The organism is Streptomyces sp. NPDC050433, assembly GCF_044458565.1.
GTDB lineage: Bacteria > Actinomycetota > Actinomycetes > Streptomycetales > Streptomycetaceae > Streptomyces.
This window is the reverse complement of the sequence record NZ_JBITIB010000053.1, coordinates 1-17,035: the sequence shown is the minus strand read 5'-3', so window position 1 is coordinate 17,035 and position 17,035 is coordinate 1. Positions and strand designations below refer to the sequence as shown.

Below are 17,035 nucleotides of genomic sequence, written 5' to 3'. Positions count from 1 at the left end.
AGAACGAGCGTCAAATGAGCGTCACGAGCGTCATTTCAGCGTCAAGATATCGCCCGTAACGCCCACACAGCACATAATGCGCACAGGCAAAGCCGCAGGTCAGGCACCCTTTGCGGCGGGCTCCAGGATCGCCACGCACTCCACATGGTGCGTCATCGGGTACAGGTCAAAGTCTCCGTTCGCTTACCGCTGGCCACCATCGACTCGGCAGGAAATAACGGAAGCCATTCACGATTCGCGTCCCGCGCGATCGCGTTTGGGTGGCACGTCCGCCCCTGCCATCTGATTAACCAGGCCGCCCACACGACTGCCAGCGCGAACCCGACCAGCATCGCTCGTACGACCGCACGGCACTCAGCATGATCACCATCCCGATGGCTGAATCTGATTACTCATCAGTAAGGTCAGCAAAGGGTCAGCAAGTGTTTGATTAGACCTGGCCACAGGTGCCAACACATGCAACTGCAACCCGCGCCAAGAGAGCGCCCGACAACGAACGCAACTGTGCCCACTCACCAGCCTGACGAGGGGGCACGGCGAAGGTCACGCGGCAGGCTGCGGCAGGCCCAATCAGGCCAGGTCAGCGCGCCCGACCACGTGGTTTCAGGGCCACCGGCGGGAGTTCCGGAGCGGAGAGGCGGGCGCCCTCGTAGCCCGTTACCCCTCCGAAGCGGGGGCCTTGCATCCAGTCCTTGCGCGCTGCCTCGATCTCCTCATGTGAACGCCCGATGAAGTTCCACCACAACTTCGTCAGCGAAGCCTCCACGTCCGTGGAACCACGGCTGCGGCCACGAGTCCCTACTCGGCGCTCCCATCGCAACGCATCGAAAACGCAGATGGCCGGAAGGAAGATCCGGACCATACGCGGGCTGGCGTCGCCCCGACCGCGCTATCAACTGCTATCTCCTCGGCCACCTACGTTGAACCACCCCGGGTAACCCACCGCAGGCATTTCGAAAGCCTGCTCTACAGGTCACACAGCTGGGGCGCAGGCGTGGACTGGGGAGAATCTGGGGAGTATGGACGCCGCTGGGGAGCGTGTGGGGAGAATCAACTACGTAAGTTGGCACGAGCCTGAAAGACACTGAAAGAAGCGTCCTTGCAGATCAGAGGCCCGATTGTCGGCATTACCGCAGGTCGGGCCGCCTCTCTGCACAACTTCATGACGTACGTCCCGAGATCGTCCGCCTCGACGATGCGTGGGGAGCGAACCGCCCTCACGCAGGGGCGTGACATAGCGGGTCGCGGTGACCTCGGTCAGCATTTCCTCAGGTCACCCATCTCTTCACTTCCGGCATCCGGCATGAAGTGAGCATAGTCAGGAGAGGTGATCGCGAGCTGCGCCGCCGCATCGTTCAGCAGGGTGTCCAGGACGACCGGGTAGGCGCTGTGTGTCATGCGGCCGGCCAACAGCCGTGCGGTGGCGGCGATATGGGGGTGAGTGTCGGCGGGAAGCCGGGCGTAGGTGGAGCCCCACATCTCCTCGTCCGTCTCGCGGGCCTCGTCGCTGAGGGCCAGCGATCCCGCGTCCAGGGCGGCGAAGGCCAGGCTTGAGTCGATGAAGGCGTGGTAGACGCGGACCGCCGTGGCGTCGGGGAAGCCGGCGACGCGCAGGACGCCGAGGATCGTCTCGTCCACCGCGATCTCCCGGGGCCGGCCGGTGACCCGGCTGGCGGTCAGTACGGCGGCCTGTGGATGCGCGACGTACGAGGCGTGGATGGCGAGCCCGAGCGCGCGCAGGTCGGCCTGCCAGTGGCCCGTGTCCGTCCAGTTGTCCAGCGCCCGTCCCATGAGTTCGTCGCCGATGGCACGGGTCAGGTCGTCCATGCCCGCGAAGTACCGGTAGAGGGTGCTCGGGTCGGCGCCGAGGGCGGCGCCCAGTCGGCGGGCGGTCAGCCCCGTGCCGCCGTGCTCTCTCAGCACCCGCAGCGCGGTGTGCACGATCAGGGTCTCGGACAGCACGGAGCCTCGCCGGGTCGGACGGCGCCTGCGGCGCGCCTCCTCCTGCACCACCTGTTTCGGCATCGGCTTCCTCCTCTGTTCCCTGCCGACCTTATGCCAACACGGTTGACCCTAACCCGTGCCGTCCCGTTGCATCAGGGCACCCGTCGGGCGCCCGCCTGCGGGGACGAAAGGTGTGCGACATGCGTGTACTGCTCGTGGGCGCGGGCGGCGTCGGAACCGCCATCACCCGGATCGCGGCCCGCCGGGACTTCCTGACCCATATGACCGTGGCCGACTACGACCTCTCCCGCGCCGAGAAGGCCGTCGCCGCGCTGGGCGAGCACGGGAGCCGCTTCAGCGCCCGGCGCCTGGACGCCTCCGACGAGGATGCGGTGCGCCGGGCGCTGGTCGAGGACACGTACGACGTCCTGCTCAACGCCACTGACCCGCGGTTCGTCATGCCGCTGTTCCAGGCCGCCCTGGCCGCGGGAACGCACTACCTGGACATGGCGATGTCCTTGTCCTCACCGCACGGCACCCACCCCTACGAGCGCTGCGGTGTGAAGCTCGGCGACGGGCAGTTCGCGCTGGCCGCCGAATGGGAACGCTCGGACCGCATGGCTCTGGTCGGCATCGGCGTGGAACCGGGCCTGTCGGACGTCTTCGCACGGTACGCGGCCGACGAACTCTTCGACGAGATCGAGGAGATCGGCATCCGGGACGGCGCCGACCTGACCGTCGAGGGCTATGACTTCGCCCCGTCCTTCAGTATCTGGACCACCATCGAGGAGTGCCTCAATCCGCCGGTGGTCTACGAGAAGGAGCGCGGCTGGTTCACCACCGCGCCGTTCAGCGAGCCGGAGGTCTTCGACTTTCCCGAGGGGATCGGCCCGGTGGAGTGCGTCAACGTGGAGCACGAGGAGGTGCTGCTGATCCCCCGCTGGGTCGACGCGCGGCGGGTGACGTTCAAGTACGGCCTCGGCGACGACTTCATCGCCAAGCTCAAGGTCCTCCACGAGCTGGGCCTGGACTCCACCGCCGAGGTCACGGTCCCCGGGCGGAGCGGGCCGGTCCAGGTCTCGCCCCGTGATGTGGTCGCCGCCTGTCTGCCCGACCCGGCGACGCTCGGCGACCGCATGACCGGCAAGACCTGCGCGGGCACCTGGGTCAAGGGCGTCAAGGACGGTGCCGCGCGCGAGGTGTACCTCTACCACGTGGTCGACAACGAGTGGTCGATGCGTGAGTACGGCTCCCAGGCCGTGGTCTGGCAGACCGCCATCAATCCGGTCGTCGCCCTCGAACTGATCGCCGGCGGCGTCTGGACCGGCAGCGGGGTCCTCGGCCCCGAGGCGCTGCCGCCCCGCCCGTTCCTCGATCTCCTCACCGCGTACGGCTCCCCCTGGGGCCTGCGCGAGGAGAACTGACCGCGCTGCCGGGAGGGTTGGGAAGGTCTGGACGGGCACCACGGCGGTCGTCATCGGTCTCCCGACACCTGGCGGGCACGGGTGAGTGATGACGACCGCCGCGGATCAGTCATGAACTAGTGCCGCGACGGGGCAAACAGTGCCGGGAGGGGCACTAGCCCGCGTCGGCCCCGATGTTCGGCTTGCCGGGAATGGTGGTCCCGTAGTAGTCGATCCCGCCGTTGCCGGACACCGCCACGCCCGCACCGATCGCCGGTGAGCCGGACTTGAGGGTGTACGCCTGCGGGCACGGCTGCGGTCCGGTGCCGGAGGTCGGCGACCACGAGCAGGTGCCGCCCGCGCCGGGCGACGTGAAGAGGGGGTCACCCCACACCGAGCCCGACTCCAGACCCGCCGCCTTCCACGCGGCGAAGTCGGCGTGGGTCGTGCCGCCCCAGCGCCAGCCGCCGGTGTTCGTCCCGTAGTAGAGGTTGTTCGACAGGGTCATCCCGGTCTGCCCGTACGGGTTGTAGTAGAGCTGGCCGGTCTTGCCGTATGTGCCCTTGTTGGCCATGTAGCAGATGTTGTCCTTGATCTGCGAACCACTGGCCCAGGTCCCGGCGGCGTAGCCGAACATGAAGCAAGCGCTGGCGCCCGTCCTCTTGTTCGCGCTCTGGTCCTTGTTGGTGTAGAAGGTGTTGCCGTAGATCGACAGCGGGTTCTTCGGCGCGCTGGGCACCACGTCGAACAGACCGCCCTGGGCGTTCGCCCAGTCGTCGTTCTGCGAGACGTTGTAGCGGAAGGTGTTCGGTCCCCACACCCGTGACGCGGCGGTCGAGGTGTAGGCCAGCAGACCGCTGCCCGCGTTGTCGTGCGTGTAGTTGTACTCCACCACCGAGTTCGTGGTGCCGCCGTCGAGGTCGATCCCGTCCCAGTCGCATCCGGCCGTGTAGGCCGGAACCGGCTGCACCTTGTACACCTCGTTGTGGCGGATCTTCACGTTGTTGGAGGTGTACGTCATGATGCCGCTGGCGCCGCCGCACGAGGTCACGTTGGCGCCGATGTCATGGACCAGGTTGCGCTGGATGACCGCGCCGTTCCAGCCGTTCGCGGTCAGCGCGGCTCCGGTGCTCTGGGCCGCCATGCCGAGGTTGTAGACGGTGTTGCCCTCGACCCTGACGTTGGTGATGTTGACCCCCGAACCCCAGCCGTAGATGCCCGGCCCGGCATTCGAGGTCACGCTGGCGCCGTGCAGTTTGTTGTTGAGGATCTGCACGTCGTCCAGCGGCCCGCTGTTGGCGTTCACCGCGTACCCGAGCACCATGATCTGCCCGCCGAAGGTGCTGCTGCTGCCGCTCGGTGTGGCGAAGCCGGAGATGTCGGAGTCGGTCACCTTCATGCTCTTGGTGGCCGTCGTCGACTTCTGGTTCTGGAGCAGCACACCGGCCGCTGTCGTGCCGCCGTTGACCAGCTTGACGTTGTGCAGCTGGAAGCCGCTCACGTTGTCCGCCGTGACCGCCGCCGAGTAGTCGCCCGTGCAGTCGGACTTGATGGTGGCCTGGCCGGTGCCGTAGGAGGTGACCTTGAAGGGTGTGGACGCCGACGACGTCGGCACGTTGGTCCCGTTGAAGACCAGGCAGCCGGTGAATGTCTGCCCTCCTTGGAAGGAGACGACGCTGCCCTGCGGGAAGGTGACGCTCTTGACCTTCGCGGTGGTCTTCCAGGCCTGGTCGGGCGAGGTACCGCTGTTGGTGTCACTGCCGCTGGGTGACACGTAGTACGTGGCGGCGGCGGCGTGCGCGGTGCCCGTGGTGGCACCCGCCAGCAGCAGGCCCAGTATTCCCTGGGCCACCACTGCCGCACATATCTTTGCTTTCATGCTTCTCCCCACCGCGGACCGTGACGACGCACGGACACACGGGGACGACTCGTGTTGAGGCATGGGTCAAAGAACGGTTGAGTACATCTCCTCGGCGCATCGCTCCCTTCGGCGGACGGCTTCCTCGTCCGGGTCGAGTCGGTCCTTCCGGTGCAGGCGTGTTCCCGTTACGGCCGGCACCGGGGGTATCGGGGGTGGCCTTGTGGTACGGCCGCGGGCCACAAGTCGGCGGTCAGGTGATCAGGAGCGTGCGCCGGGCCTGTGTCCGTGAGCTGCCGCCGGTGTGGATGTGGATCTCGCCCGGCTCCACGATGAACACTCCGGCGGGATCGTTGCTCCAGTAACCGAAGTCGTCGGCGCCCACGGTGAAGCGCACCTGCCGCTCCTCCCCCGCCGCCAGCCGGACGCGGCGGAAGCCGCACAGCCGGCGGACCGGCTGGGTGAGGGTGGCCGCGGGGTCCTGGACGTAGAGCTGGACGACCTCCTCGCCCTCGCGCGCGCCGGTGTTGCGGACCGGGACGGTCACCTCCACCGTCACGTCCTCCAGCAGCTCCGCCACCGTGATCCGCTCACGGCTCAGCTGAGGCTCGCCCAGCGAGAAGGTGGTGTAGCTCAGGCCGTGGCCGAAGGCGAACTCCGGCCCGTCGGCGATGTCGAGGTACTTCGAGACGTACTTCACCTCCGGCGCGGCCGGGTCGTACGGGCGGCCGGTGCGCTCGTGGTTGTAGTAGAGCGGGACCTGGCCGACCGCGCGCGGGAACGTCACGGGCAGCTTGCCGCCGGGTACGACGGCTCCGGTCAGGACATCCGCCACCGCGGAGCCGGCCTCGATGCCCGGATGCCAGGCCATCACGATCGCCGCCACCTGGTCCGCCCAGCCGCCGATCGTGAGCGGACGCCCGCCGACCAGCACCACCGCGCAGGGCTTGCCGGTACCGGCGACCGCCGCGATCAGCTCCTCCTGGGCGCCGGGCAGGCCCAGTTCACTGCGTACGGCTGCCTCCCCGCTGATCGCGGGCGGCTCGCCCACCACGAGCACCACGGCGTCGGCGGCCTCGGCGACCGCCACCGCCTCCGCGATGCCGGCCGTGTCGAGCCCCTGCGAGGACACCCCGGCGGCGTGGCGGATCTCGGTGTCCGGCAGGGCGGCACGCAGGCCGGCGAGAACGGGGACAGCCTCCGGCGCGCCGGGCAGGGTCCACGTACCCAGCAGATCACCCGAGTCGGCGAAGGGGCCGACGACCGCCAGCGCACGCGGGGCCGGCCCGGCGAGCGGAAGGACGTCGTCGTCGTTCTTCAGCAGCACCAGGCAGCGCCCGGCGACCTCGCGCGCCGCCGCCCGCGACTCGGCACTCGGGGCGGTCAGTGCCGCGGTCTCCGTCACGTACGGGCGCTCGAACAGGCCTAGGCGCAGCTTCAGACGCAGTACCCGCGCCACGGCGTCGTCCAGCCGCTCCGGGTCCAGCGCCCTGGAGGCGAGCAGGTCCCGGCCGTGGTCGACGAAGGTGGTGGACACCATCTCCATGTCCACTCCTGCGGTCAGGGACCGCCGTGCCGCCTCGGCCTCGTCCGAGGCACCGCCGTGAGCGATCAGTTCCAGGACTCCGGTCCAGTCGCTGACCACGACGCCGTCGAAGCCCCAGGCCTCCTTGAGGATGCCGGTCAGGGTGTGCGGGTTGGCGTGGGCGGGGACGCCGCTGATGGTGTTGAACGCGGCCATGACGGTGGCCGCGCCGGCGTCGACCGCGGCCCGGAACGGGGGCAGGTAGAGGTTGCGCAGCCGCTGCTCGGACACGTCGACGCTGTTGTAGTCGCGTCCGCCCTCCGCTCCGCCGTAGGCGACGAAGTGCTTGGCGCAGGCGGCGATCCGGTCCGGCGCGGTCAGGTCGTCGCCCTGGTAGCCGCGGACCTTGGCCACCGCGTAGGCGGTGGTCAGATACGGGTCCTCACCGGTGCTCTCGGCGATCCGGCCCCAGCGCGGCTCGCGGGTGACGTCCATCATCGGGGAGAACGTCCAGTGGATGCCGTTCGAGCGGGCCTCGCGCGCGGAGACCTCGGCGTCCGTCTCGGTCACCGCCGGGTCGAACGCGGCGGCCTGGGCGAGCGGGATCGGGAAGGTGGTGTGGTAGCCGTGGATCACGTCCAGGCCGAAGACCAGCGGGATGCCCAGGCGCGATTCCTCCACGGCGATGCACTGGAGGGCGTTGCTCGCGCCGGCACCGACGACATTGAGCACCGAGCCGAGCAGGCCCTTGCGGGCTGCGGCCTCGGCCGCCGCGGTGTCGCCGCCGCCCGGCCCGGTGTCCCATGCCCAGGCCAGCTGCTGCAACTGGCCGAGCTTCTCCTCGACGGTCATCCGCCCCAGGAGTTCCCCGATACGGGATTGGTGGTCATGGCCGCTCATCGCGGATTCCTCTCAGTAGTGGTGCGGCCGGCTGCGGATCTCCTCCGGCCAGGCGAGTTGGATACCGAGGGTGTGGCTGAGCAGCCGCTGGTAGTCGGCCAGTTGGGCCTGGTCGGCGCGGACCTTGCGGGGCGGCAGGGCCCGGTCGAGGCAGAATCCGGCGAGTGCGCCGACGGCCTCGCCGATGGCCCACTCCACGGGGTGCAGCCGGTAGCAGCCGTTGGTGATGTGCGTGGTGCCGATGTTCTTGTTGGCGGGCAGGAGGTTGTCGACGCGTACGGGGATCAGGGCGCCCAGCGGGATCTGGAACGGGTAGGACTCGATGTCGACGTAGGAGCGGCCCGCGGTGCTGGGGTGCAGGTCGATGCGGTAGCTGCCGAGGCCCACGCTGTCGTGGAACACCGCACCGCCGGCGCCCGGCGGGCGCGCCACGACACCCACATGCTGTTCGAGAACGGTGAACTCGGCCTTGATACGCCGCGATTCGCGGATGTACGGCGCCATGGCCAGGCCGTCCGGGGTGCCGGTGACGTCGGGCCGCAGGCGCAGCCCCGGCCAGCCGGTGCCGCCGTCGGGGCGGGGGGCCCCGGTCTGCAGCCAGTGCAGGAAGGACAGCGAGAGGCCGCGGGCGGCTTCGAGCGCCTTCTGGCGCCGCTCGGCGTCGACACCGAGGAGCGGCGCCTCCCAGTAGTCGATCTGCGGCCAGTTGACCACGGTGAGGTCGGAGGCGAAGGCGCCGTCCGCGAACTGCTCTCGGGCCAGAACACGGCGGAACTGCCAGAGGGCGAAGTGGTCGTCCGCCTTTCGGTCGGCGTCCATCAGCGCCCAGGTGCGGTGCTGGAGGGTGATGGGCACGACATCGGTGAAGGAGAGCTGGGGGCCGGGCCAGAACGGGGCGGCGGCGGTGCGCCAGTGGTCGTAGGAGGCGGGCCGGTCGGTCACATGGTCCTCGCCGGGCCGGTGCTCCAGGGCGAAGCACCAGGACACGGCCTGCTGGTCGAGGGGGTCGGCGGTCTCGGGGGCGTGCGGTTCCCCCGTCTCGTCGCGGCCCTCCGCGCCGATGACGTGTTCCACGTGGGCCATCTCCAGCAGGTCGCCGAGTTCGGTGGCGTCGGCGATGTACTGGGCGTGGACGGTGATCTCGCGTCCGTCGCGCCGGCCGGTCAGCGTGACCGCCTCGACGCGGTCGCCGTCGGTGTGGGCGGCGACCGGCTCGTAACCGGTCAGGACGGTGATCGCCCCAGAGGCCCGCCAGGGGGCGAGCATCTCCTCGATGGCGGCCACCGCCACCCGCGGCTCGTGGCACATCCGGCTCACGACACCGAGACCGGGGTCGAGCAGCGGGTCCTGGGCGGCATCGGGTCTGAGGGGGTAGTTGCGGCGGTAGTAGTCGCGTACGCGGCGGCGCAGTTCGGTGTAGCCGGGCGGGGCGGCCGGGCCTTCGATCCAGGGATGTTCGTCGGGCGGCACGGCCTGTGAGGTGAGCTGTCCGCCGAGCCAGTCGGTGGCCTCGGTGAGCACCACCCGGCGGCCGAGCCGGGCGGCGGTGAGCGCGGCGGCCACACCGCCGAGGCCACCGCCGACGACGAGGACCTCGGTTCGTATTTCTGTCATGGGGCTGGCCTTCCTTCTGACGGTCGCAGGGGTCGGTCGTCGGTTTCGGGGCGGCCGGGACCGAGGGACGGCGCCACTCATCTGCCGGCGCGTCCGGAGCTTTCGGGTGTCGGGTGTCGGGGTGTCGGTTTCGGGGTGTCGGGTGCTGGTACGCGGTCCTAGTCGTTCGCGTCCGCGATCGTCGTGCCCGTGATCAGCGGGCAGGGCATGAGCACGCTGCCGGTCCGCAGTTCGGGGTCGTCGAGCATGGCTTGCAGCCGGTCCACGGCGAGACGGCCGATCTCGACGCGGGGAATCACCAGGGAGTCCCACTGCCCGGACAGGTCCGCGGGCGCCGCCTCCAGCACGGCCACGGACACGTCGTCGGGGATCTTCCTGCCACGGACGGCCAGTTGCTCGCGCAGGGACTGGGCGAGCCCCACCGACTCGACCACGATCGCGGTCGCCGCGCCGCGCGCCACCTCGTCGAGCCAGGCTCCGTCGAGGCCCACGGTGCCGTTGAAGTCGGGCGAGGCGTTGGTCAGTCCGAGCCGGTCGACGGCCGCCGCGTAGCCGAGACGGCGGTCCTCGTACGGCTCCATCTCCTGCCAGTCGCGTACGTACCCCAGTCGCCGGTGGCCGTGCCGCGCGAGCCGTTCGACGATCTGCGCGCTCGCCGACCGGTAGTCGGGGATGATCTGCGGAATCTCCGCACCGGGCACCTCACGGCGGCCGATGTGGACGAAGGGGTGGCCCTCGTACCAGAGGCGGGCCAGCTCCCCGCGGTCGGTGGCGACACCGAGCAGGATGCTGCCGTCGGCCAGGTTCAGCCGGTTGGTGCCGTTCTTGTAGATCTTGCGTTCGCCGTCGCCGCCGGACCCGTTCGACGTGAACAGCACCAGGTCGAAGCCGGTCTCCTCGGCCCGCTCCTCGACCCCGAGCAGGAATTCGAAGTAGAAGTCCTCGTGTACGCGCGGGAAGACGCGTTCGAAGGTGTGCACACCCAGCAGGTTGTTGCGCTGCTTGCGCATCGCGCGGGCGGCGGGGTTGGCGACGTACCCCAGTTCACGTACCGCCTCGAAGACGCGCTGACGGGTCTCCTCCGGGATCCGTGCGGTCACCGCCTTGCCGCTGATCACACGGGACACCGCGGACTGGGACACACCTGCCAGCCGCGCCACGTCCGCCTGGCTGGGCGCCTTGTCACGCCGTCGTGCTGTCACGATGCCCCCTGCAACATCTCGCGCCGGGCGGTGGTCGCCGCGGCGTGCGTCGTCTGCGCCAGTTCCCCGGCCCGGCCCTTGACGTGCAGCCAGCACGTCGCCCAGTGCCCGTTGTCCAGCTCGGTGCGCGGCGGCGCCTGGCTGACGCACTCCGCCATCGCGAACGGGCAGCGGGGGTGGAAGCGGCAGCCCGCCGGCGGGTCGATCAGGCTGGGCGGCTCACCCAGTTCGTCGGCCCCCTCGAAGAGGGCGTCGCGGTCCCCCACTCCCCGCTCGGGGTCCGGGGACGACTCTATGAGCAGTTTGGTGTACGGGTGCTGCGGAGCGGCGATCACCTCCTCCTTGGGGCCCGACTCCACCATCTGCCCGGCGTACATCACGGCGATCTCGTCGCACAGATAGCGGGCGCTGGCGATGTCGTGCGTGATGTACAGCAGCGCGAGACCGTCCTCGGTACGCAGCCCCTGGAGCAGGTTGAGCATCTCCAGCCGGATCGACACGTCCAGCATGGAGATCGGCTCGTCCCCGAGCAGCACCCTGGGCTCGACGGCGAGCGCGCGGGCGATCACGACGCGCTGACGCTGCCCGCCGGACAGCTCGTGCGGGAATTTCGCTGCGAACTCGGCGGCGGGGGTGAGGCTGACGCGTTCCATCAGCTCCGTGATCCGCTGCTCGCGCATGGCGGCGTTCAGCTGCGGCTGGTGAAGTCGCAGCGCCCGGTCGAGGTTGTAGCGGACCCGGTGCAGCGGGTTCAGCGAGCCGAAGGGGTCCTGGAAGATCAGCTGCACCTCTGAGTGGTACGCGCGCCGGGCCCGCCGGCCGGCGCCGCGCACGGGATCGCCGCGCAGCAGGATCTCGCCGCTGGTCGGTTCGTGGAAGCGGGCCAGCATCTGGGCCAGGGTGGTCTTGCCGCTGCCGCTCTCCCCCACCAGCGCCAGGATCTGACCGGGCTTCAGGCGCACGGTCGCGTCCTCGACGGCGCGGACGACGGAGGTACGGCCGAGCGGGCCGCGGACGGTGAAGTGCTTGGAGACGTTCCGTGCTTCCAGGACGTACTCCGGTTCCTCCGCCGCGGATGCTTCCTCGCGCAGGACCTCGCTCATCGGATCCCGCCTCCCGTCTCGGCGCTGTCGGTCTCGGTGTCGTGCTCGTGCTCGTGCTCGGTCTGGGGCTGTGGCTGGGTCTGGGTCTGGGTCTCGGTGAGCAGGCACGCCGCCTCGTGCCCCGGCCGCGGCCCCACCGGCAGCAGGAGCGGCAGCCGCTCGTCGCAGCCGTCCGTCCGCCGCGCGCAGCGCGGGTGGAACGGGCAGCCGGACGGTGGGCGGCGCAGGTCGGGCGGGGTGCCGGGGATGCCTCGCAGGGTACGCAGCGGGGCGTGCAGCGGCGGGAAGGAGTCCCGCAGGCCGCGGGTGTAGGGGTGCTGCGGCGCGTGGTAGAGGGCTGCCGCCTCACCCACCTCGACGATGCGGCCGGCGTACATGATGGCGATACGGTCGGCGAGTTCCAGCAGCAGCGACAGATCGTGGCTGACGAAGATGACGGCGAAGCCCAACTCCCTTCGTAGCTTCAGTACTTGGGCGAGGATCTGCCGTTGCATCACCACGTCGACGGCGGTCGTCGGCTCGTCCATCACCACCAGCTCGGGCCCGCAGGCCAGGGCCAGGGCGATGGCGGCGCGCTGGCGCATGCCCCCGGAGAGCTGGTGCGGGTAGTCGCGGACCCGGTCCTCGGAGATGCCGACCATGGCGAGCAGTTCCGCGGCCCGTGTCCAGGCGGCCCGTTTGCTCATCGAGCGGTCGCGGGCCCTGAGGACGTCGGCGAACTGGGCGCCGATCCGCATCACCGGGTTCAGCGCGTCCATCGCGGACTGCAGGACGATGGACAGCGACGTCCACCGGTAACGGCGCAGCTGCCTGGGGGTGAGTGCGACGAGGTCGACGGGCGGGCCGTCGTCCCGGCCGAAGAGGATCTGCCCGGCGGTCGTCACCGCGGGCGGGCGCTGGAGCCGGGTCAGGGCGGTGATCAGCGTGGACTTGCCCGAGCCCGACTCCCCCGCGAAGCCGAGGATCTCGCCCCGGCGCAGGGTGAAGGAGACGTCGGAGCAGGCACGTACGGGCACGCCGCCGGTGGCGTACTCGACGGTCAGACCACGTACCTCAAGGACGGCTTGCCCGGCGGGGGCCACGGACGGCGTGTGCCGCTCGGTCTGTACGGTCATCGGGATCCACCTCCGGGCGGTACGGTCGTCGGGCGCGGCGGCACGGGACATACGGTCATCGCGCTCCACCGCCCGCGCGCGCCAGGCGCTTGGCGCGCCGCACCGATACGGGGCGGGCGGCCCGCAGCTTGGGGTTGGCGATCTCGTCGACGCCGAAGTTGACCAGGGCCGCGGCCGTACCGATCAGGGCGATGCACAGACCGGGCGGGACGAACCACCACCACAGGCCACGCAGGACGGCGCTCTGCTGCTGCGCCGACTGGATCATCGTGCCCCAGCTGATCGCCGAGGAGTCGGAGATACCGAGGAACGCCAGTCCCGCCTCGGCCATCACCGCGCCGATCATCGCGTGGAGGAACATGGACGCGGTGAGGCCGGTGAGATGCGGCAGCACTTCGGCGAAGACCAGGCGCCGGCCGCGTTCGCCGAGCATGCGCATGGCCCTTACGAAGTCGCGGTTGGCGATGCTGAGTGCCTGGGCGCGCAGCGTACGGGCCCCGCCGGACCAGCCGAAGAAGCCGATGATCAGGGCGATGGTGGTGAGTCCCGTGCCCTCCAGATAGCCGGCCACGATGAGGATGAGCGGCAGCACGGGCAGGACGAGGAACAGGTTCGTCAGGAAGTTCAGGGCGGCGTCGACCCGGCCGCCGTAATACCCGGCCGGTACGCCGATCAGGATCGCCATCGCCGTGCCGACCACGGCGCCGAGCAGTCCGACGTACATCGAGCCGCGGGCGCCGGCGATGACCTGCGCGAGGACGTCCTGGCCGAACTGGTTGGTACCCAGCAGGTGTTCACCGCTGGGCGGCTGGGCGATGAGGCTGATGTCGTTGGCGCGCGGGTCGAGGCCCAGCAGACTCTGCGCCAGCCAGGGGCCGAACAGGGCCAGCAGACAGAAGAAGGCGAGGATGCCGAGGCCGATGCGGACCTTCCAGCTGGTGAGGAATGCGGAGTTCAACGCCCGTCACGCCCCTTCTCTGATACGCGGGTCGAGCAGGGCGTACACCGAGTCGGCCAGCAGGTTGGCCAGCAGGACGGTCAGCATGATGAGGAAGAAGACCCCTTGCATGACCGGGTAGTCGCGCTGCTGGAGGGAGGTGTAGAGGAGGTAGCCGATGCCCGGATAGTTGAAAACGACCTCGGTGAGCAGGGCGCCGCCGACCACATGGCCGAGGGCGAGGGCGAACCCGGTGAAGTTCGGCAGGACGGCGTTGCGGGCCGCGTAGCGGAGCATCACCCTGCGGCTGGACAGGCCCTTGGCCTGGGCGAGAAGCACGTAGTCCTCGCGGACGGTGGTCACCGTCATGTTGCGCATGCCGAGCAGCCAGCCACCGAAGGCCGAGAAGACGATGGTGGCCGCGGGCAGCGCCCCGTAGTGCAGCACGCTCAGCAGGAAGGACGGGGAGAAGCCGATCGGCAGGTCGGCGTCGTAGCCGCCGGACAACGGGAACCAGCCGAGGACGAAGCCGAACAGCCAGAGTCCGATGAGCGCCATCCAGAAGTACGGGATGGCCGAGACGAAGGTGGTGAGGGGGCTGACGACGGTGTCGAAACGGCCGCCCGCCTTCCATCCCGCCGCCGCACCGATGCCGGTGCCCAGGACGAACGCGACGACGGTGGTCGAGCCGACCAGCAGCAGGGTCCAGGGCAGCCCCTGCCACACCAGGTCGCTCACCGGTGTGGGGTAGTTGCTGACCGAGACACCGAGGTCGAAGTGGGCCAACTGACCGAGGTAGTCGAGGTACTGGCGGCCCAGATTGGCATCCGGCTCGCCGAAGACCTTCTGGATCGACTCCAGGGCGCTCGGTGACACCTGCTGGCCGCTGACCCGCTGGAGCTTGTCGACGATGCCGGCCGACGGGTCGCCCGGCATCAGACGTGGCAGAAAGAAGTTCAGCGTGATGGCCGACCAGGCGGCGGCCAGATAGAACCCGAGGCGGCGCGCGAGGAACCGCCACCGGCGGGGCACCCCGGCCGGACGTGCGGCGGACACCAACGGCGTGGTCGCTGCGGTCACTTGGCGGTCCGCTTCAGGTCCAGAAGGGTCAGCGTGGTGTCGGGGCCCAGCCCCGGGAACGGCACATGGTCGAAGTTCTCGGAGGTGGGCCAGCCCTCCCAGTGGGAGGCGTTGATGGCTATGAACCAGTAGCTGTTGTAGATGGGGCTGTACGGCACCTGTTCGGCGAGCGTCTTCTGGAGCTCGTCCCCGGCGCTCTTCGTCACCTTGGGATCGTTCGACCCCAGCAGCTTGCCGAGTGCCGCGTCGGTGGCAGGGTCCTTCCAGCGCCCGAAGTTGGTGGCGGCCTTCTCGCCGAGCGGGCGGTGGGCCCGGCCGCTCAGCGCGCTGTAGATGCCACCGATGCCGGCGCCGATGGTGAAGTTGATGGTGAGGTCGAAGTCGCCGGCCTGCTGCTGCTCGAACAGGTTGGCACTGGGTGCACCGGCCGGCTTCACCGTGATGCCGAGGTGCTTCTGCCAGCTGCGGATCATGATGTTGGCGTACGGGTCCCAGCCGTAGTCCTGGTTGAACGAGAGTTTCGGAGCGTAGGACTTGCCGTCCTTGACCAGCTTGCCGCCCTGCACCTTGAAGCCGCTCAGCGCCAGCTCCTTCTGCGCTCCGGCGGCGTCCACCGGCTGCACCTTGTGCCGGTACTCGGGCAGGATCGCGTCGCCGAAGACCTCGTCGACGAGTCCGGTGGGACCGGCCTCGGTGCCGGGACGCTCCAGCGTGGTGACGATGTCCTTGCGCGGGATCGTCATCGCCAGCGCCCGCCGCAGATGGACGTTGTCGAAGGGGGACTTGCCGGTGTTGAAGAAGAGGGCGTAGGTGCCACCGGTCGCGTACTTCTGGTACAGGTGGTTTTTGGGGTCCTTCGCCTCGTACTCCTTCTCCGCGCCGTTCCACGCGATGAGCGCCCAGTCCACCTCGCCGCGCAGCAGTTGGGCCCGCACGGCGTCGCCACTGGTCGGGATGATCTTGAGTTCCTTCAGCTCGAACTTCCCGCCCCAGTAGTCGTCCCTCGCGCCGAGGGTGACCTGCTGGGACGCGAACCGCTTCAGGGTGAAGGGGCCGGTCCCCACCGGGTCGGGGTTGCTCCAGCTCTTGAGGTCCTTCCCCGCCCAGATGTGCTTGGGCACGACCGGCACCATGATGGAGGCGAGTTGACCCATTTCACTGAAGGCCGGCTCCTTCCAGTGCACGGTGACGGTGGTGGCGTCCTTCTTCTCGACGCGCTCGTACGTCGTGCCACCGGTGTTGAACTCGGGGCTCGTGAGCGGGATCCCCAGCGACAGGACCACGTCGTCGGCGGTCATGGGCCTGCCGTCGGAGAACGTCACATCGTCGCGCAGCTTCACGGTGAGGGTGGTGCCGGCCTCGTCGAACTCCAGACTCCTGGCCAGCCACGGCTTGACCTTCGCACCGTCGCTGTAGTCGATCCGCGCCAGCGGCTCGTAGATCATCTCAGCGTTGGGGGACTTCTGGGTGGCGGGGCCGAACATGTTGTAGTTGCGGACGAACGTCGTCCCGCCGTCGGTCTTGCCGAACACGAGCGCCTGCGTGCCCTTGCCCCCCGCTCCGGTTCCGCCGGTTCCGGCGGTGCAGGCACTCGCTCCGAGAGGGATCGCGAGGGCCGCCGCGGCGGTTTGTGCGAGAAAGACTCTTCTTGTGGGCATGGCTGACTCCTGGCTCCTCGTGCGGGCGGGGCAGGGCATGGAAGAAGTGCTCATACGTATGACCAAGAGGGTGGGGGACTCTTGGGCCTCTGCTTCTACGTATGACCAGGGAACGTACGGACGTTGCGAGAACGCGTCAAGGGCATGACGGCAAGGTTTTTTGGCCAACCGCTACCGTGACGGGCCGAACGGGCGTCCGGCTCCCTCGACTTGCGTGATCCATCGGCCAACCGGGTTGACTGCAAGGGGGCTTGGCTTCATCGCCGCGTCGGATCCAAGGCGTGCGTGCCCCGCGTTGACACCCTCACGCGGCCCGCCTAGGTTGAGCGCGCTCGTGGTGCGCAGCGTCGACTGCCGCGTCCCAGACCCGCGTTGAGCACCACGCCGGGACGTCGTGCGTGCCCTCCTCCTCCCGCTGACGACCGCTCCGCCGGTCGTCAGATCCCGCACGTTCTCGTGGACACGCGTCGTCGTACCGCTCCTACCTCTAGGCACGCACGGCCCGAGCGAGGCCCGGCCCCGCAACCGGCCCCGCACCCCGGCCCGCTCCCCACGACACGCGCGTCAACTCATGCCCCGTCCAGCCTGATCGGGAACACCCCCTAGATGAGTAAGTCCGAAGTCGTGGTCGTGTGAATGAAGCGAGGGTCTCGTTGGTCCGTTTGTGACGACAGACCTCGAAACCCTCGCGCTTGC

Annotated in this window: 11 protein-coding genes and 1 pseudogene; 1 reads left to right on the top strand and 11 read right to left on the bottom strand. The window is 69.3% G+C overall.

Annotated features, from left to right (window positions below):
* Positions 1-580: 580 nt before the first annotated feature.
* Positions 581-745, bottom strand: a pseudogene (locus ACIBLA_RS36540) (pirin family protein); the annotation flags it as partial.
* A gap of 512 nt (positions 746-1,257) precedes the next feature.
* A complete protein-coding gene (locus ACIBLA_RS36535) occupies positions 1,258-2,025 on the bottom strand; it encodes a TetR/AcrR family transcriptional regulator (RefSeq protein WP_363244006.1) in 768 nt (255 codons plus the stop codon).
* 119 nt (positions 2,026-2,144) lie between these two features.
* On the opposite strand from ACIBLA_RS36535, the gene ACIBLA_RS36530 reads away from it, so the two are divergent.
* On the top strand, positions 2,145-3,368 hold the full coding sequence (locus tag ACIBLA_RS36530) for a saccharopine dehydrogenase C-terminal domain-containing protein (protein ID WP_363244007.1): 1,224 nt from the start codon (positions 2,145-2,147) through the stop codon (positions 3,366-3,368).
* A gap of 154 nt (positions 3,369-3,522) precedes the next feature.
* Here ACIBLA_RS36530 and ACIBLA_RS36525 read toward each other — a convergent pair whose 3' ends face one another.
* The 9 genes from ACIBLA_RS36525 to ACIBLA_RS36485 form a co-directional block, all read right to left on the bottom strand.
* Positions 3,523-5,226, bottom strand: a complete 1,704-nt coding sequence (locus ACIBLA_RS36525) for a right-handed parallel beta-helix repeat-containing protein (protein WP_399201056.1) — start codon at positions 5,224-5,226, stop codon at positions 3,523-3,525.
* A gap of 232 nt (positions 5,227-5,458) precedes the next feature.
* A complete protein-coding gene (locus tag ACIBLA_RS36520) occupies positions 5,459-7,630 on the bottom strand; it encodes a glycoside hydrolase family 3 N-terminal domain-containing protein (RefSeq protein ID WP_399201055.1) in 2,172 nt (723 codons plus the stop codon).
* A 12-nt stretch (positions 7,631-7,642) separates the two neighbouring features.
* A complete protein-coding gene (locus ACIBLA_RS36515; protein ID WP_399201054.1) occupies positions 7,643-9,244 on the bottom strand; it encodes an FAD-dependent oxidoreductase in 1,602 nt (533 codons plus the stop codon).
* Between the two features lie 158 nt (positions 9,245-9,402).
* Positions 9,403-10,446, bottom strand: coding sequence for a LacI family DNA-binding transcriptional regulator (locus ACIBLA_RS36510; RefSeq protein WP_399201053.1), 1,044 nt, complete (start codon positions 10,444-10,446; stop codon positions 9,403-9,405).
* Positions 10,443-11,549 carry an ABC transporter ATP-binding protein gene (locus ACIBLA_RS36505; protein WP_399201052.1) on the bottom strand — a complete coding sequence of 369 codons (1,107 nt, stop codon included), beginning with the start codon at positions 11,547-11,549 and terminating at the stop codon, positions 10,443-10,445. Before ACIBLA_RS36505 ends, ACIBLA_RS36510 begins: the two co-directional genes overlap by 4 nt.
* Entirely contained in the window at positions 11,546-12,664 is a 1,119-nt protein-coding gene (locus ACIBLA_RS36500; protein ID WP_399201051.1) for an ABC transporter ATP-binding protein, read from the bottom strand. The genes ACIBLA_RS36505 and ACIBLA_RS36500 overlap by 4 nt, the downstream gene beginning before the upstream one ends.
* A gap of 55 nt (positions 12,665-12,719) precedes the next feature.
* Positions 12,720-13,622, bottom strand: coding sequence for an ABC transporter permease (locus ACIBLA_RS36495; protein WP_363244014.1), 903 nt, complete (start codon positions 13,620-13,622; stop codon positions 12,720-12,722).
* Positions 13,623-13,628: 6 nt separating this feature from the next.
* Positions 13,629-14,633 carry an ABC transporter permease gene (locus tag ACIBLA_RS36490; RefSeq protein ID WP_399201063.1) on the bottom strand — a complete coding sequence of 335 codons (1,005 nt, stop codon included), beginning with the start codon at positions 14,631-14,633 and terminating at the stop codon, positions 13,629-13,631.
* 44 nt (positions 14,634-14,677) lie between these two features.
* Positions 14,678-16,339, bottom strand: a complete 1,662-nt coding sequence (locus ACIBLA_RS36485; protein WP_363244015.1) for an ABC transporter substrate-binding protein — start codon at positions 16,337-16,339, stop codon at positions 14,678-14,680.
* Positions 16,340-17,035: the final 696 nt, after the last annotated feature.